This is a genomic window from Legionella nigrisilvae, from assembly GCF_977063395.2.
In genome coordinates this window covers 421,501-438,033 of record NZ_CDRUGZ020000027.1, presented here as the reverse complement: position 1 = coordinate 438,033, position 16,533 = coordinate 421,501, and the positions used below count along the sequence as shown (strand labels likewise).

Here is a 16,533-nt window from a genome sequence, read left to right as displayed (position 1 = left end):
GGGGCCTTTAAATGCCCCCTTATTTATAGAGCCTCTACTAACTCAGGTTCTTTTGCTTTGACTGCAACGAAAAGATCATTGGTCAACTCACGTAACTCACCCGCTAATAAAGTAAGTGCAGCATCCCGTTGTTGATACTCTTCATCAAGTTGTTTAATTTCGTTAAAATCATCGAGTAAATATTCAAGACTTTTAAGTTTTTTGAATGTAAAGTCGTGGGTTAAGGTAAATTGGATTCTTTCTTTCCAGATTAACGAAATTTCAGCTGTTGCCATACCTTGTGATAATAAAGTTATAATTTCTTCAGCTGGAAGCTCATAACCCTTACAATGTACTCGCTTTTTTTCATCATCAAGAGCAAAAAGAATGCAATCCGATGCTAATTGAAAATGGTTAGGAAGAGTACTTGGAGAGTGAATCCATTCTGCGAATCGTAAAGCCAAATTCTCTGTGTGAGTGAGCGGTTCAATCGTAACTCCTGCTACCGACTTACGTAAAAGGGAAGTAAGCTGTGACGCTTGGTTATTACTGGAGGCATTTACTATTATTCTTTTGCTGGTGCTATCAAGAATGGCAAACATTTTTTTTTGGACGCAAAATGATTTGGGTAGTAATTCAAATTCAATATCTTCGGCCATTTGTGCTTTCTCTGCACGTTTAATAGTGCGGCCCTGTTGGGTCTCAAGTGCGTGCACTTTTTCAGCAAGCATTTTATTAATCACACCACGGGGCAATAAACGCTCTTCCTTACCCATGCAAATTAGGGAACTCCCTGCAACTTCCTGAACCATTTCATCTGCAAAGGCAGGAAGCCAACCATAAACAAACCGAGCGTGAGGTGGACAAGGTTTTAAGATATTTTCAGCAAGGGATGCTGTTAAATCGCTCGCTTCATCCAGTTCATATTGATAGATTAGTGCATTGTTAAACCACATAAAAAAACTCCTGAGATTACATAATATAATAAGTGCCGATTGCCATCGTTCTATTGTAGGGTAGTTTATAAAAGTCGATGTTTAAATTGGCTGAATAATTTCGTATTAAAAAGGCAAATAATTTTTCCTGCCAATAAAAGGTTAATGATTTTCTTGATTTTGATGCGGTAATATTAGGTATTTCTACCATATAAGTAGCACGGTCTACATTTAACTTAAAGGGGAAAAGGTTTTTGTTCGAGGCGCGCTCTAGGGCTCTGGGAATAGAAATAGTCTCCATAAAACCATAGTGCAAAGTAAGGTTGAATACTTTTTCATGCAAGCAAGTAATTTCATAGCGTTGACTGTAATGTATGTAGGGAATGTTATCTACGACATAATTTACAATCAGCACGCGTTCGGGTACTGCTCGGCTTAACTTAAGGAAATGAAGAAAGCTTCCGCCACTTTTATCATAAACATCAGTGATAAATACCGCAGTCAAATCGGTAAGTTGATTCAAGCTTTTATACTCTAATTGCCTGAGAATCTTGGAGATATCATCTTTATTCATGTAATAATTTTCGCGTAGGTATTCTAGGCCAAATCTCCAGGTATACATGATGGTTGCTATAAATAAAGCGAAGGTAACAGGGACCCATCCACCAGTTAAAAACTTATGTAAATTTGAACCCAAAAATGCAAAATCTATTATAAGGAATAATCCAAATATAGGGATAACTTTAATTTTGGACCATTTCCAAATTGATAAAGCAGTATATGCAACCATTGCATCAATCAGTAGCATATCTGCATTCACAGCGATCCCATAGGCATGAGCAAGTCGATCTGAAGTTTTAAAGGCAATACAAAAAGTTAAAGTTCCAATAAACAAAATGAAGTTAATTTGGGGGACATAAATCTGGCCGGAAAACTCCTTAGATGTTTGTATTATGGGTATACGAGGGCATAAGCTCAGCAAAACAGCTTGTTTAGTCAAAGAAAAAGTAGCCGAGATTACCGCTTGGGATGCGATTATTGTTGCAATGGTAGCTAGGATAATTAAGGGAATATAAAACCATTCAGGAGCAATCATGTAAAAAGGATTGTTAATGGCATTAGGGTTAATCAGTAAGTTAGCTCCTTGGCCAAAATAATTTAATATCAAACAGGGGAGAACAACGGCAAACCACCCGGCTCGAATAGGGTTTTTCCCAAAATGTCCTATATCGGCATAAAGTGCTTCGCCTCCGGTTACCACGAGAAAAATACCGCCTAACAGTAAATAGCCTTTTAATCCTGTATCTCGTATTAGATCGAATGCGTAGTAAGGATTGATCGCCGTAAGTACGATAGGAGATTTAGCAATTTGTACGATGCCAAGAATTGCGATCGTAAAAAACCAAATTAATATGATGGGTCCAAATAGATTGCCAATGCTTCCTGTTCCTCTTGCTTGTAATGTGAACAGGAGAATGAGAATAACAATAGCTATAGGCAGGATGAAGGGAGTAAAGGAAGCTGAAAGTGTACTAAGACCCTCTACAGCACTGATTACTGAGATGGCTGGAGTCAACATCCCATCACCTAAGAGTAATCCAGCCCCAAAAATTGCTATGATGTAAAATAATGGCGTATATTTGGTGCTTTTATGCTTCATGAGTGCCAAAAGTGCGAGAATACCTCCCTCACCATCATTATCTGCACGTAAAATCAAAATTAGATATTTGAAGGAAATAACGAGAATTAAACACCAAAAAATCAGCGAAAGTACGCCTAAAATGTGTGATTGAGTAATAGGAATATTATTTAGAGTTACTTTTAAAGCATATAAAGGACTGGTTCCTATATCCCCAAATACAACGCCTAAAGCTCCAAGGGTAAGACCATAAGAGAACTTGTGTGTGTTTTCCATATTAATTACCAGAATGCGTTGCTAAATGAATAGCAAAAAGAGCGATAAAGAGTTTTTTCATATTTGCTATACTATCCCTAACTTTATTTTTTCCACCAGTTAATTGGAGGGAGAATGACTTTCTTAGGTTTTATAAATTTTACGAACTCTTGCAGGTCTAGTGTTCTTTGTGTAGATTAGCCGATTTTTGTTCTTTGGGAAATAGAAAAATGAATGCAAAAGTTATTTTGCTTGCAGCAAAACAAAATACTGTATTACGAGGTCATCCATGGATATTCCCCAAGGCTATTGCGAAGACTCAGGGAAAATTAATTACAGGACAGTTGGTTGATATTTATAATGCAGATGAGAAACTTATTGGTGTAGGTGTTTATAATGAGCATTCTCTTTACAGGGTCAGGGTCTTGGGGCTTATCAGTGAATCAATTGATATAAGTAATTTACACACTTTGGTTACCCATCGTTTGAATCAAGCAAAGCAAGTAAGAGAGTGTTTAAATTTACCCAATGAAGAAACTACGGCTTATCGTTTATTTAATAGTGAAGCAGATGGCCTTTCTGGCTTAACCATTGATCGATTTAATCAAACATTTGTGGTTTCCAGTTCCGCTTATTGGGTTGAGTCCAATCGAGAACTTATTATTGACGTGTTACGCAATTTGTTCCCCACAGATAAAATTATATGGTTGCCACAAAGTAAACCCCTGGGACAGGATGGCTGGAAGCAAATTACTGTAGAAGAGACACATTATAATACCCAGGTGCTTGAAGCAGGGGTTATTTATGAAGTGGAGTTTGCTCAAGCTCAAAAAACCGGATTATTTCTCGATCAACGAGAAAATCATCAACGTGTAGCTGAATTATCTAAAGGAAAGAAGGTATTAGATCTCTACTGTTATAGTGGTGGTTTTGCATTGCATGCTGCGAAAGCAGGGGCCTTAAAGGTGACAGCGGTGGATAGTTCTGCGCAAGCAATAGCTCAAGCTCAAAAGAATGCAGTGTTAAATCGAACGTCGCAGATTGAATGGATTGAAGCGGACGCACGGGAATATTTAACACAAGCGGGGGATTATGATGTAGTTGTTCTTGACCCTCCTAAATTGGTTCCATCCAAGCAGCATGTTGAGCGCGCTAAAAACTACTATCGGTTTTTACATCGTGAAGTTTTTAAGTACATGAAAACAGGTTCTTTATTAATGACGTGTAATTGTTCATCAGCACTTTCATCTCAGGAATTTTGTTCTCTGGTAAGTGTTCAAGCTGGAGCTGTAGGGAAACAAGCCCGGATTTTAGGTGTTTATGGTCCAGCAAGTTGTCATCCTACCTTAGCATCTTTTCCAGAAGGAAGTTATCTTACCGCCGTTTTATTGGCTGTAGTGTAATCATTTCATAGCCGGGGTGGAGCAGAGCGAACCCCGGGTTTTTCCCATTACGCTCGGGAAGACGGAGGCTGCTGCGCTTTGCCCAGTCACTGTGTAATATTTAAGTATGAACCGATCGGTCTCTATCTTGTAAACATTGCAACACATCATAAAAACTCAGTTCACACGCTTTTAATAAAACAAATAAGTGAAAAATTAAATCAGCACATTCATTAACTAATTCTTCACGGTTGTTATTTACCGCTGCAATTACAGCTTCTACCGCTTCTTCTCCTACCTTCTGCGCGCATCGCGAGAGTCCGGAATCTAATAAGTTTGCTGTGTAGCTGTTTTCATGGTTTGAATCCGCACGTTCATTAATCAACTCAATCAATTCATGGATAAAACCAAGGTTGGTGTGATGGGCGGGCTGAAAGCAACTGGTGTACCCTAAATGACATGCAGGACCTTTAGGCAAAACCTGAATTAACAGGCTGTCATTATCGCAATCAACACTGATGTGTTGTACTGACATGCTGTTACCAGAGGTTTCTCCCTTACGCCACAAGCGTTTACGGCTTCGGCTATATAGATTTAATTGGCCAGTAGTAAGTGTAGCGATCAAAGCCTCCTGGTTCATATAACCTAACATTAGAACATTACCATTTTCTGCATTTTGGACGATGGCTGGTAATAGGCCATTCATTTTTTTCCAGTCTAAAGAGTTAATTTCCATATGAATCATAATCGTACCTCAATCTTTTGTTTTTTAAGTGCTAATTTTATTTCGTTTATCGTCAAAATTTTGTTATGAAAAATGCTGGCAGCTAAAGCTCCATCTACTCGAGACTCAAGGAACACTCTAGTAAAGTCATTTAGTGTTCCTGCACCTCCTGATGCAATTAATGGAACCTGACATAGTGGTCGCATTAATTTTAATTGATCTAAGTCATAGCCTTTGCGCGCACCATCTGATTGCATGCAGTTTAGTACTATTTCTCCTGCCCCCCGATCTTGTACCTCCTTGATCCATTCTCTTGTTTTACGTCTGGAATTAAGTGTTTTCTTCTCATCTCCAGTATATTGATAGACATAATAATCATCATCTATAAATTGACTATCAATCCCAATTACAACGCATTGGCTTCCAAAATTTCGACTTAATTCATTGATTAAATCGGGGTTTTCTAACGCTGGACTATTTATGGATATTTTATCGGCTCCAGAATTTAATACTGATTTTGCCTGATTAAGGGACCGAATTCCACCCGCTACAGTGAAAGGAATATTGATGATACTAGCTACTCGATTTATCCAATCAGGACAAACTAAGCGTTGCTCAGAGCTTGCAGTAATATCATAAAAAACCAGTTCATCTGCCCCGGATGCGGAATACTCCGACGCAAGTTCAAGAATATCCCCAACAATACGATGATTGCGAAATTTAACTCCTTTGACGACTTGATTATCGCGAACATCAAGACATGGAATAATTCTTTTGGTTAACATAATCTTATACTCAATTTAATAATGTTTTTGGTTAAGCGCAGCGGAACGGGATCTCGTGATTCTGATGTAATTAACAATCTCCCTGTCCTACAGCCTGGAGATCCTTCATTGCACTCGGGATGATGAGGGTTCTCCAGCGCTTCTAATAAGTTACGAGGTACACATACATAACATTGACTCCAGATTCAAACTGCCTTGGTAAAGACTTAGCCCCAGAATCGCCGCGCTAACCCCTAAGGCATCCAACTGATTAATATCATCTGCATGACGGATACCTCCTGAGGCTTGCCATTTAATTTGTGGAAAACGATCTACTGCCTCTTTATAAAGATCAAAATTTGGTCCCTGCATCATTCCATCACAAGCAATATCAGTACAGAGGATTTGTGTCACATTCAATTGTTGATAGTGCGCAACGACTTCCCATAAATTACTATTTGATGTTGTTTGCCAACCGTGAATAGCAGGAATAGGTATCTTATTTTGCATTCGAATATCTAACGCCAAAATAATATGTTGGGGATTTATTTTTTTAATAATTTGTGCAGTCAATTCAGGATTAGTAATGGCAATACTGCCTAAGACCAGGTTTGATATTCCTAATGAAACACATAAAGTTGCTTGTTCTAAAGAGCGAATTCCGCCTCCAGCCTGTACGGGAATTCCCGTGTTTTGCATTGCACAGATTAAAGACAGTTGGTGCATGGTTCCTGTTCGAGCACCATCCAAATCCACGATATGCAGGCGTTTCGCCCCTAATTGAGCAAAGTAGGTGGCACGGTCTATCGGTAGTGTATCGAATTGTGTGACTTGATCGAATTGGCCCTGCCGTAAACGTACACAACGACCTGCTTGAATATCAATTGCTGGGATCAGGATCATACCGCCTCCATATTTTAAGTCATTTAGTGAGGTCTGCTTGACGATTTAGTCTAAGCGACTCTTAAGTTACAAAAATTATTTAGTAAGGTCATTCCAGTTTCTGCAGATTTTTCCGGATGGAACTGCATGCCCCAAATATTATTTTTTTGAATTATTGCTGCGAATGGTTCACTGTATTCACAATAAGCCAAAGCATACTCACTTTCACCAAGGGCATAACTATGAACGAAATAGACATAGTCTTGTTCTTTTAATCCTTGTTGTAAGAATGACTCAGTGCGCCATCGCAATTGGTTCCAACCCATATGAGGCACCGGGAAATGCTCTTTTCGGGGCAAACGTTTTATTGTCCCGGGAACCATACCTAAACAACGGATATCATTTTCTTCACTTTGTTCAAACAATAATTGCATACCGAGACAAATCCCCAGCAAAGGCTGTTCTAGGGAAGTAATTACGTCAATCAAGTCATACTGACGTAATGCATTCATTCCATAAGCCGCAGTACCCACCCCTGGCAGAATGACATGGCTTGCATTATTAATTACTTTCGCATCGTGCGTTAAATGATAAGTAAATCCCAATCTTTTTAATGCATTAACTAAAGAGGTTAGATTCGTCCCGCTCACATCAATAACGGCAATCATAATACCCCCTTAGTCGATGGCAGCGCATTGTTTGTTTTCATACAGGCCTGGCCTAGAGCTCTACCTAAAGATTTGAAACAGGCTTCGATCATGTGGTGATGATTTTGACCTTTTACTTCAATGTGAATGGTTGCACCCAGTGCAGTGGCTAATGAATTAAAGAAATGAGGTACCATTTCCGTTGCCATCCCTCCCACAAATTCTCGAGTAAATTGGCCTTTGAACTCGCAAAAACCTCTCCCACTGATATCAATAGCGATAGAAGCTAAAGCTTCATCCATGGGCAAGGTAAATCCATAACGGTTAATCCCCCATTTGTCACCAAGTGCCTTTTTTAGGCTTTCTCCTAAAGCGAGGGCGGTGTCTTCTATTAGATGATGATCATCAACTTCCACATCCCCATGGGCATATATTTCAAGATTAAATCCGCCATGTTTGGCTACTTGCTCCAGCATGTGATTAAAAAAGGGTATAGGTGTGTTTATGATACTATTTTGATCTGTATCCAACATTAAGGTCAGGCTGATATGAGTTTCTTTTGTTATTCTTTGAATCACTGCACTTCGCTTTTGATTCAACAGGGTTTGGGTCACTTGATCCCAGCCATGTTTCGGTGAGATTGGCAGGAATTTAATACCTAGATTATCCGCAAATTGTCGATCTGTATCTCTATCACCAATAACCCAGGAACATGATGTATCGATCACTCTTTTTCTTAGAAATTGATCCACCAAACCTGTTTTTGGTTTTCGACACAAACAATTTTCCTCAGGCATGTGAGGACAAATAAATATTTCCTCAAAAAATATCCCCTGTGAAGAAAACAGGTCCAAAGTAAATTCATGACAAATCATAAAATCATCTTCAGGGAAGGAAGAGGTACCTACTCCATTTTGATTGCTCACCATAATAAATTGGAATCCTTCTTTTTGTAATTGCAGTAATGAGGGAATCACATGGGGTGTGAGTTTAATTTTATCTAAAGAATCTACTTGAAAATCAAAAGGTTCCTCAATTAAAGTGCCATCACGATCAATAAATAAGATTTTTTGCATTTTTACATCCAGAAATATTGTTTTGAAAAGAAGATAAAGCCCGTAGCAAAAGCTGATTTTGTGACTCACTACCAACGGTGATCCGTATATGTTCATGGAGTAATGAATTAGTTAAAAAGCTTTTGATTGCTATGCCTTGATTAACAAGCCAAGAAGTTAATTCCAGGGCATAGTCGGTTTGGACAAGAATGAAGTTTGTTTCAGTCGGATAGACTTTTTTAATCGCAGGAAAGAATTGTAATTCCTTCACTAACTGGGCTCGAGATTCTTTAATTGTGCTAATCGACTGCATCAACCATTCGGGTTTTTCCAATGCACGTAGCGCAAGATCAATCACTACACTGGAAAGCGGAAAGGGGGGCATAATTTTATTAAAAGCTTGAATTACCTGTTCTTGGGCTAAAATAATCCCTAAACGAAGATTAGCTAAGCCATAAGCTTTGGAAAGAGTACGCAAAACAATTATATTTTCGAATTGGGTAATTAGTGATGTTGCACTTTGAGCTTGAGCAAATTCGATATACGCCTCATCTACAACAATAATGGAGCGATTTTTATATTCATCACAAAGAGAAGCAATAAAATCCAGATCGATTAGATTTGCAGTAGGATTATTAGGATTACACAAAAAAATAAGCTTACAGTTTTTTTGCCAACTATTTCGCACATCTGCTAGTGATAGTTCGAAATTGTTGCAAGGATTTAACGAACATTCAATAAGTTGTGCATTCTGGAGGTACACATAAAATTCATACATGGAAAAGGTAGGTGAGAACTGCATGCATGCATCTTGGCCCGCACTCAAAAATAAACGAGTAATTAAATCAATTCCATCATCAGATCCTCGAGTTAATACCATTTGATTTGAATCAACTTGATAACGTTTTGCCAATTGTTCTTGTAACTGGTCAAGCAGATTTTTTTCTGGATAAAAATTCAAATCGATATCCGTATTTAATGCAGACCAAGGAAGCTCATTGGCATGCAATCGGCATTTAGGGGCACTATTATAAACATAGGGTTTTTTGTTTAATAATTCAGGGCGTATTAAGTTAAGTACAGACATTTAAATCTCCAATGAGTTCAACCTAATGGCTACAGCCTGTGCATGAGCATCCAAACCTTCAATTCGTGCCAGTGTTATTGCGGAAGGTCCTAAGGTTTTAATGCCTTCCTCACTAATCGATTGCACATTAAAGCGAGTTAGGAAATCGAGTGTACTCAGACCATTATGATTTTTGGCATAACCATTTGTGGGTAATACATGATTTGAGCCAGTTATATAATCACCAAGTGTTTCAGCAGCCCAAGACCCAAGAAAAACAGTACCAACGCTATAAATCTGATCCAGTAAATCTTCTGCATCTTCGCGATTTATAATCAAGTGTTCCGGGGCATAGAAGTTAATCATATTTAATTGAGCTGTTTTATCTGCACATATAATAATCAAACTATTTGCAAGAGATTGTTTGATTATTTGAGTTCTGGATAAGCGAATAAATTGTGTTTGTAGCTGTTGATTAACTTGTTCTGCGAACTGAAGGGTGTCGCAAATCAAAATTACTTGAGAATCGACTCCATGTTCAGCTTGGGCAAGTAGATCCGCAGCGACAAATGCTGGGTTTGCTCGATCGTCGGCCAGGATCATCACCTCGGAAGGGCCTGCTGGCATATCTATAGCAGCACCAGCTGGATCTGATGAAACCAGAGTTTTTGCTTCCGTGACATAACTGTTTCCTGGTCCAAAAATCTTATCTACTTTAAGAATCGTTTCAGTTCCATAAGCCATCGCAGCAATGGCTTGAGCTCCTCCGATTGTGTAAATGGTATCTATGCCACATAAACGTGCGGCAACAAGTAAATGTTCATTAATCGAACCTGATGCATCAGGAGGCGTACATAATATTTTTATGGGACATCCTGCAACCAATGCAGGTATAGCTTGCATTAACAATGAAGAAACCAAAGGCGTTTTGTTGCCTCCAGGGATATACAACCCTACGCGTTGGATTGGCCTATAGGTACAATAAATATTCACTCCTTTTGCGGTGCTTATATTTTTATTTTCCGGGAGTAGGGCCTGGTGGTAAGCAGTTATGGTTTTGATAGCCTCATTAATAGCATTAAGAGAAGCACGAGTGATGCAGGCGGTTTCAATTTTTTGCATGGGGATTTGCAGGCTTTTCAAAAAAGCACCATCGAACTGTTCTGTGAATGCAAATAAGGCTTGATCCCCAAACGTTCGCACGTGTTTAATAATCTCGCTTACCTTGCTTTTCACTGAGGAGGTTTGCATGGGGCGAGTTAAACAGATTTCTTTTTCCTCTTGAGATAGGGCTTGCCAAGTTTTAATGGATAACATCGTACTACTCCAACATTTTTTCTATGGGTAAAACCAATATAGAACTGGCGCCGAGGGTTTGAATGGTTTCTAAGGTGTTCCAAAACACCCGCTCACTAGAAACCACGTGAACAGCTACTTTGTCCATATTTCCTGGCAAAGGTAAAATTGTAGGTGATTCTGCTCCGGGGAGTTTTTCTGCAATTGCATCGAGAGCAGATTTAGGAGCATGAAAAACAATATATTTTCGTTCCTGTGCTTGTTGGACTGCCTGAATCCTTCGCGCAAGCATGGCAAATAAATCTTGAAATATATTTGCCGGCTTTTGGTCACTTTGAATCAATACGGCTTGGCTTGAAAGTACCACATCCACTTCATTAAGTTTGTTGTCTTCCAGGGTTTGCCCACTTGAAACCAGATCACAAATCGCATCAGCCATACCCATTCGAGGAGCAACTTCAATGGATCCTGATAGTACAAGACTTTCCGCGCATATCTTTTTGTCACGTAAATATTGATTTAATAAATTAGGATAGCTTGTAGCAATTCGTTTGCCATCCAGGCTGCCGGGGCCTTGATAGTCCATGGACTCAGGCACGGCAATAGATAAACGACAGGTGCAAGTACCCAACCTGGCTGTTCTTTTAAATCCTTTGGATGGATTGGCAAGGGAAGCCTCTAATAAGACGTTTTCGCCAACGATACCGCCATCACATAAACCATCAAATACTAAAACAGGGATGTCATCATCGCGGACAAAAAGTAAATCAATGGGGAAGTTGTCAACATGGGTAAGTAAGCTATTTGGTTTAATACGGAACTTTAAACCGCATTTTTGTAAAAGACTCAAGGACTCTTCTGATAGGCGCCCCTTTTTCTGCAAGGCTAAACGTAAACGATTTTTCACGACAACTCCAATTTTTTCGCGATTAATTCATAACCGCCCGTACCAAAACTCAAACAGCGTGCTACACGAGTTATTGTGGTGACGCTGACCCCCGTTTGTTCATGAATTGTGCGATAGGGAATCCCTTGTCTCAATAAAGGAACAACTTGCCACCGATCTGCCATTGCTTCGAGTTCTGCTGGAGTACATAAATCGGTAAAAAATTGCAATGCTTCATCTTTATTATTAAGCAAGCTAATCGCATGCATTAAATCAGGGAGCGCAGAATGTTTTATTGTAGTATGTGTTTTCATATTAATGTATTAGCGTGTTATAACATTAGAACAATTTTAATGACTATTTTTAATACTGTCAATGGATATGATCATAGAATTTTAAATGTTCTTGCCGTCATCCCGCGTACAAACGGGAAATGAAAGCAAGAAACCTTGAGTTATGACTATGCCTTCATCCAGGCAACAAAGAAAATATTCTAGGGGGGATTTACTGAGTTTTTTATACGTTAACACCCATAATCGGCTTGATATGCTTCAAGTTTTTTAACGTGTTCGTTTTGGTGTGTATTTTTTAAGTACTCAATCAAATCAAATAAAGTAATAATTGAATATACGTCAATACCTTGTGCTTTAATTTCAGATAAAGCTGATTCCTTAGTTAATCCGCGTTCACATCGATCGAGAGCGATGATGACACCAGTTAATTGACCTCCATGCTCCTTAATTAAAACTTGAGACTCTCTAAAAGCAGTACCTGCAGTAATAACATCATCAACAACAATAGTTTTCCCGGATAAGGGTGCCCCAATTAATTGGCCTCCTTCACCATGATCTTTTACTTCTTTACGGTTAAAAGTAACCGTGGTTTCTTTGCCTAACTCAGCTAAAGCTATAGCTGTTGCTGTAGCCAGAGGTAAACCTTTGTAAGCGGGTCCAAACAGATGCTCGAATTGAACGTGATGCTCCAATAAGGTCTTTGCATAAAATTGTCCTAATTGTCGTAAAGCATTTCCTTGATAAAATAATCCTGCATTAAAGAAATAAGGACTGACTCGGCCGGACTTTAAAGTAAACTCACCAAATTTTAATACTTGGCAATCAAGCGCTAATTTTATAAAAGCTGATTTCATCTGATTCATTGTGTATTTCCAATAGAAAAAAAAAAGATAAAGTAATTGTTTTTTTTAAAAAATTCTTAACAATCAATAAAAAACTGCTATGCTAATCTATATGTAAGGAAACATTTCTTACGTATAGTGAATGTTTATTATAACCCAACGTTTTAATAGTAATTATTTTTGGGCTAAAAATAAACATCTGTAATGGTTGGATAGTAAAGCTTAAGACAAAGGGGATAGCTAATGTCGCAAAGAGAAACGGGCCATGTAAAATGGTTCAATGAGAAAAAAGGATTTGGATTTATCATTAATGAAAATGGTGACGATATTTTTGTTCATTATAAAGATATCCAAGGTGTTGGATTTAAAACCCTCCATGAAAATGATCCAGTATCCTTTGTGCTTGATAAAGGACCTAAAGGGTTAAAAGCACAAGACGTTACAATAATTACTGAACAGTAAAGTAACGGATAACATATTCTCAGCTATCGCGCGTGTTAAGTTTAACCTGGGCTAAGGATTTGAGCCGTAACCTGGGTTTACTTCTCATGCAATGGATTTTTGATTAGCGCTACAATCTAGGAATCGTGTTCTAGTAAAGGTTATTTACGAACTAGAACCTCAAAAACAGGGAATGTGGCAATTAATCAATGTTCTCTTTTTATCTAAATTTCTAAAAAAAACAATCTCGATCTTGAATTTTACCAAAACAACTTCATATATCTCTCTTGTTATTTAATTTTTACTTTAGGGGATCTGTATGAAACGTTTGTCCATGTATCAAGTAGATGCATTTGCATCCACTCTTTTTGAAGGTAATCCTGCAGCAGTTTGTCCTTTGGATCATTGGTTAACAGATAAAGAAATGCAAAGTATTGCTTCAGAAAATAATTTATCTGAAACAGCATTTTTTGTCCCTGAAGGAGATGGATATTACATAAGATGGTTTACTCCAAATGAAGAAATTGCTTTATGTGGCCATGCAACCCTTGCTACCGCCCATGTTATTTTTGAACAATTAAATTTTAAAGGTCCTGCTATAAAATTTAATTGTAAGAGTGGGATACTTATAGTTCGTAAATATAATAATGGCCTAATGATGGACTTCCCTGAATTGCCTTATTTCCCTATTGAACTCTCATCGGAGTTATTGAAATTAAATTTAAAAAAACCACAAAAGGTTTTTAAAAGCCAATTTGATTTAATGTTTGTTTATGAACATGAAAATGACGTAAAAATGGCGATGCCGGATTTGGATGCAGTAGCTCGTTTGGATTACCGAGGTCTCATTTTAACCGCCCCAGGTATAAGTACCGACGTTTATTCACGGTGTTTTTACCCAGGATGTAATGTTCCAGAAGATCCTGTTACCGGTTCAGCACATTGCGTTATTGCCCCCTATTGGTGTGAACAATTAGGGACATCGCATATCACTGCTATGCAGGGCGGAAACCGACAGGGAAAATTGGAATGTGAAGTTAAAGAAGGACGAGTCTTTCTGTATGGAACCAGTCATCTTTATTTAGAAGGTACAATTTACTTGCCATGAGCGCTCTAGAGACAACAGGACTTTTATTAAGAGCAGGGAGCGATGAAGACATTGCTCCTTTCTATGAACCAGGCTCCCAGGGTAATGCAATACATTGCTAATTTTGGACTATGGATGTAGTTACTTCGTTTATAGAGCGAATGAATGCACAACTTACTGAAAAAGTTATACCTTTATGTGGTTGCCTTTACTGTCCCTGATAATATAGGTTCTCAACGAGTTATGACAAAACTCAGAATGATTCGAGATAAGCATGGTGATTTTCTACATCTAAAATTGACTCAGTCAATTCTTTGGCGAAACAATTATTTGTTCGGATTAGTAATAAACCAGAGTAATTGCATCATTTAATTCATGATTTTCAATTATTTCTTTGTTCAATTTATTTAATGACATTATTCGTGGTTCTATTTATCATGAATGTCTATTTAGAATGTTCGTATTAGAAAGGAGTATCTATGACAACCTATATGTTCCCTGGACAAGGATCTCAAGCAAAGGGGATGGGGATCGAATTATTTTCCCATTTCCCTGAGCAAATAAAACAAGCTGATGACATCTTAGGGTATTCCATTAAAGATTTATGCTTAAATGATCCCAAACAACAATTGGGTAATACTGAGTATACTCAACCTGCATTATATATTGTTGAAGCACTCTCTTTTTTAGCTAGAGCTGCTGAAGAGCCCCTTCCACAATACCTCATAGGCCATAGTTTGGGCGAGTATGCTGCTTTATTTGCGGCAGGGGCATTTGATTTTGTTACCGGATTAAAACTGGTCCAAAAACGTGGTGAATTAATGGCCAAAGCAAGTGGCGGGGGAATGTTGGCAGTAATTAATCTACCTGAAGATCGCATTAAATTTTTACTGAGAGTCAATGGATTGGATTCCGTCGATTTTGCTAATTTTAATTCACCCAAACAAATAGTTCTTTCTGGACTTGCTGCCGATATTGCCAAGGCTAATGAATTACTTGCCAGTGAGGCATTGATGTGCGTTCCATTAAAAGTTAGTGGTGCGTTTCATTCTCGTTATATGCAAGGAGCAGCTGATGAATTTGCACAATTTATTGCACCGTTCGAATTCGCTCCACTCAAAACACAAGTGATTGCTAATGTTACAGCAGAGCCTTATAGCGATAAAATGATTAAAGACAACTTGGTGAAACAAATTGTTCATCCTGTTCGGTGGACGGAAACGGTTCGTTATCTCAAAAATCAAGGTGAAACTGTTTTTATTGAGGTAGGGCCAGGAAAGGTATTGACCCGTTTGGTAACGCAAATTTAACGACCCCAAAAAACGGATATTCCTATGAGCACCTCGGGTTTCATGGGGATTTCCGCTGCGAATTAAAATTTTATACCTCACCACATCCAGAAGAAAAATATCATCTACACTTATTAAGTGATCAATTTACAGAGGATGTGATATGACAATTCGACTAAAACATGAGCATGGGACACTAGAAGCGATCGAGCTTTTTCAGCTACAACACCATTTAGCGCTTCCACATCTTAAGAACTATTTACAATCAAAAGGCTCAAGACAATGCAAATCAATCAAAAAAATTAGCATCGAACAATCCACTTTGGATGATAAAGACTATAGTGCACTCCATGACATTCTAAAATTATCGTCAAAAGTAAGCGAGGTTTCCTTTTATTCGAATCATATCGATACCGATCATCTCACCTATTTATTTGAGTCTTTGCCTAATAAAAAACTAAATACAATTCGATGCGTAGATAATTGGATAGGTGAGAAAATTTCTACTCACTTTTTTTCTTTTCTGACCAAAAAGAAACTAACAGTTTTGGATTTATCATTAAACTGGTTACGTGATGCTGGAGTACAATGTTTATTAGACGCACTTGAAACCAATACAAATTTAAACGAATTGGTATTAAGCTGTAATGATTTTAGCTTGGCTGGAACGAAGGCATTGCATCATTACGTATTGAGACACCCTTCATTAACGATTTTAGATATATCGTACAATAACTTGAACGAAGATTGCGCGAAACACATTGCTGCTATGATCACTAAATCACAATCTTTGACTCATCTTAATCTTAGGAGTAATAAAATTGGTAATGTAGGCGCTGAGTATATTGCACAAGCATTAAAATTAAATACTAATTTAAAATATGTAGATTTGTCCGATAATGGAATTTCAGAAACAGGGCTATCTCAGCTGGTTCGTGAGGCAGACACTCATGATCATCTTGAAGGCTTGGTATTAAAGCATAATGATCTCCCTCCAGGTTTAAAGCCTAGTCGCTCAGACTTGCAAGTTTTTTATTAACATTAGATGCAGAAATATATAACCGTTCAGTG

The 16,533-nt window shown here is 38.1% G+C and carries 17 protein-coding genes; 5 read left to right on the top strand and 12 right to left on the bottom strand.

The window, feature by feature from the left end:
• Positions 1–23: 23 nt before the first annotated feature.
• Both ACWTE2_RS19235 and ACWTE2_RS19230 read right to left on the bottom strand, forming a co-directional pair.
• Complete coding sequence (locus tag ACWTE2_RS19235) at positions 24–935, bottom strand: recombination-associated protein RdgC (protein WP_454783932.1); 912 nt, start codon at positions 933–935, stop codon at positions 24–26.
• A gap of 16 nt (positions 936–951) precedes the next feature.
• The gene (locus ACWTE2_RS19230; RefSeq protein WP_454783931.1) at positions 952–2,829 is read right to left on the bottom strand and encodes a potassium transporter Kup; all 1,878 of its coding nucleotides are present in this window, start codon (positions 2,827–2,829) and stop codon (positions 952–954) included.
• A gap of 209 nt (positions 2,830–3,038) precedes the next feature.
• Here ACWTE2_RS19230 and ACWTE2_RS19225 point away from each other — a divergent pair, with 209 nt between their 5' ends.
• Positions 3,039–4,211 (top strand): class I SAM-dependent rRNA methyltransferase, encoded by a 1,173-nt coding sequence (locus ACWTE2_RS19225; RefSeq protein WP_454783930.1) that lies wholly within the window; start codon positions 3,039–3,041, stop codon positions 4,209–4,211.
• A gap of 100 nt (positions 4,212–4,311) precedes the next feature.
• Here ACWTE2_RS19225 and hisIE read toward each other — a convergent pair whose 3' ends face one another.
• The 10 genes from hisIE to pyrE form a co-directional block, all read right to left on the bottom strand.
• Positions 4,312–4,935: a bifunctional phosphoribosyl-AMP cyclohydrolase/phosphoribosyl-ATP diphosphatase HisIE gene (gene hisIE / locus ACWTE2_RS19220; protein ID WP_454783929.1), complete on the bottom strand. Its 624-nt coding sequence runs from the start codon at positions 4,933–4,935 to the stop codon at positions 4,312–4,314.
• Positions 4,932–5,699 (bottom strand): imidazole glycerol phosphate synthase subunit HisF, encoded by a 768-nt coding sequence (gene hisF, locus ACWTE2_RS19215; protein WP_454783928.1) that lies wholly within the window; start codon positions 5,697–5,699, stop codon positions 4,932–4,934. Before hisF ends, hisIE begins: the two co-directional genes overlap by 4 nt.
• A gap of 150 nt (positions 5,700–5,849) precedes the next feature.
• On the bottom strand, positions 5,850–6,581 hold the full coding sequence (locus tag ACWTE2_RS19210) for a 1-(5-phosphoribosyl)-5-[(5-phosphoribosylamino)methylideneamino] imidazole-4-carboxamide isomerase (protein WP_454783927.1): 732 nt from the start codon (positions 6,579–6,581) through the stop codon (positions 5,850–5,852).
• 50 nt (positions 6,582–6,631) lie between these two features.
• A complete protein-coding gene (hisH, locus tag ACWTE2_RS19205) occupies positions 6,632–7,228 on the bottom strand; it encodes an imidazole glycerol phosphate synthase subunit HisH (protein ID WP_454783926.1) in 597 nt (198 codons plus the stop codon).
• Positions 7,225–8,283 carry a bifunctional histidinol-phosphatase/imidazoleglycerol-phosphate dehydratase HisB gene (gene hisB, locus ACWTE2_RS19200; protein WP_454783925.1) on the bottom strand — a complete coding sequence of 353 codons (1,059 nt, stop codon included), beginning with the start codon at positions 8,281–8,283 and terminating at the stop codon, positions 7,225–7,227. Before hisB ends, hisH begins: the two co-directional genes overlap by 4 nt.
• The gene (gene hisC, locus ACWTE2_RS19195; RefSeq protein WP_454783924.1) at positions 8,261–9,349 is read right to left on the bottom strand and encodes a histidinol-phosphate transaminase; all 1,089 of its coding nucleotides are present in this window, start codon (positions 9,347–9,349) and stop codon (positions 8,261–8,263) included. Before hisC ends, hisB begins: the two co-directional genes overlap by 23 nt.
• Positions 9,350–10,645: a histidinol dehydrogenase gene (hisD, locus tag ACWTE2_RS19190; RefSeq protein ID WP_454783923.1), complete on the bottom strand. Its 1,296-nt coding sequence runs from the start codon at positions 10,643–10,645 to the stop codon at positions 9,350–9,352.
• 4 nt (positions 10,646–10,649) lie between these two features.
• Positions 10,650–11,531, bottom strand: coding sequence for an ATP phosphoribosyltransferase (hisG, locus tag ACWTE2_RS19185; RefSeq protein ID WP_454783922.1), 882 nt, complete (start codon positions 11,529–11,531; stop codon positions 10,650–10,652).
• Positions 11,528–11,824, bottom strand: a complete 297-nt coding sequence (locus tag ACWTE2_RS19180; protein ID WP_182390894.1) for a YerC/YecD family TrpR-related protein — start codon at positions 11,822–11,824, stop codon at positions 11,528–11,530. The genes hisG and ACWTE2_RS19180 overlap by 4 nt, the downstream gene beginning before the upstream one ends.
• Before the next feature lie 209 nt (positions 11,825–12,033).
• Complete coding sequence (gene pyrE, locus ACWTE2_RS19175) at positions 12,034–12,666, bottom strand: orotate phosphoribosyltransferase (RefSeq protein WP_182390893.1); 633 nt, start codon at positions 12,664–12,666, stop codon at positions 12,034–12,036.
• A gap of 222 nt (positions 12,667–12,888) precedes the next feature.
• Here pyrE and ACWTE2_RS19170 point away from each other — a divergent pair, with 222 nt between their 5' ends.
• The 4 genes from ACWTE2_RS19170 to ACWTE2_RS19155 all read left to right on the top strand — a co-directional run bounded on the left by ACWTE2_RS19170 (position 12,889) and on the right by ACWTE2_RS19155 (position 16,501).
• Positions 12,889–13,107 (top strand): cold-shock protein, encoded by a 219-nt coding sequence (locus ACWTE2_RS19170; protein ID WP_182390892.1) that lies wholly within the window; start codon positions 12,889–12,891, stop codon positions 13,105–13,107.
• A 298-nt stretch (positions 13,108–13,405) separates the two neighbouring features.
• A complete protein-coding gene (locus tag ACWTE2_RS19165) occupies positions 13,406–14,194 on the top strand; it encodes a PhzF family phenazine biosynthesis protein (RefSeq protein WP_182390891.1) in 789 nt (262 codons plus the stop codon).
• A gap of 458 nt (positions 14,195–14,652) precedes the next feature.
• Positions 14,653–15,483: an ACP S-malonyltransferase gene (gene fabD, locus ACWTE2_RS19160; RefSeq protein ID WP_454783921.1), complete on the top strand. Its 831-nt coding sequence runs from the start codon at positions 14,653–14,655 to the stop codon at positions 15,481–15,483.
• Between the two features lie 142 nt (positions 15,484–15,625).
• On the top strand, positions 15,626–16,501 hold the full coding sequence (locus tag ACWTE2_RS19155; RefSeq protein WP_454783920.1) for a leucine-rich repeat domain-containing protein: 876 nt from the start codon (positions 15,626–15,628) through the stop codon (positions 16,499–16,501).
• Positions 16,502–16,533: the final 32 nt, after the last annotated feature.

Coding starts and splice junctions, on each gene's coding strand:
- ACWTE2_RS19235 (WP_454783932.1), bottom strand. CDS start 935: ATGTGGTTTAACAATGCACTAATCTATCAATATGAACTGGATGAAGCG.
- ACWTE2_RS19180 (WP_182390894.1), bottom strand. CDS start 11,824: ATGAAAACACATACTACAATAAAACATTCTGCGCTCCCTGATTTAATG.
- ACWTE2_RS19230 (WP_454783931.1), bottom strand. CDS start 2,829: ATGGAAAACACACACAAGTTCTCTTATGGTCTTACCCTTGGAGCTTTA.
- hisH (WP_454783926.1), bottom strand. CDS start 7,228: ATGATTGCCGTTATTGATGTGAGCGGGACGAATCTAACCTCTTTAGTT.
- pyrE (WP_182390893.1), bottom strand. CDS start 12,666: ATGAATCAGATGAAATCAGCTTTTATAAAATTAGCGCTTGATTGCCAA.
- hisB (WP_454783925.1), bottom strand. CDS start 8,283: ATGCAAAAAATCTTATTTATTGATCGTGATGGCACTTTAATTGAGGAA.
- hisC (WP_454783924.1), bottom strand. CDS start 9,349: ATGTCTGTACTTAACTTAATACGCCCTGAATTATTAAACAAAAAACCC.
- ACWTE2_RS19165 (WP_182390891.1), top strand. CDS start 13,406: ATGAAACGTTTGTCCATGTATCAAGTAGATGCATTTGCATCCACTCTT.
- ACWTE2_RS19225 (WP_454783930.1), top strand. CDS start 3,039: ATGAATGCAAAAGTTATTTTGCTTGCAGCAAAACAAAATACTGTATTA.
- ACWTE2_RS19170 (WP_182390892.1), top strand. CDS start 12,889: ATGTCGCAAAGAGAAACGGGCCATGTAAAATGGTTCAATGAGAAAAAA.
- hisD (WP_454783923.1), bottom strand. CDS start 10,645: ATGTTATCCATTAAAACTTGGCAAGCCCTATCTCAAGAGGAAAAAGAA.
- fabD (WP_454783921.1), top strand. CDS start 14,653: ATGACAACCTATATGTTCCCTGGACAAGGATCTCAAGCAAAGGGGATG.
- ACWTE2_RS19155 (WP_454783920.1), top strand. CDS start 15,626: ATGACAATTCGACTAAAACATGAGCATGGGACACTAGAAGCGATCGAG.
- ACWTE2_RS19210 (WP_454783927.1), bottom strand. CDS start 6,581: ATGATCCTGATCCCAGCAATTGATATTCAAGCAGGTCGTTGTGTACGT.
- hisIE (WP_454783929.1), bottom strand. CDS start 4,935: ATGATTCATATGGAAATTAACTCTTTAGACTGGAAAAAAATGAATGGC.
- hisF (WP_454783928.1), bottom strand. CDS start 5,699: ATGTTAACCAAAAGAATTATTCCATGTCTTGATGTTCGCGATAATCAA.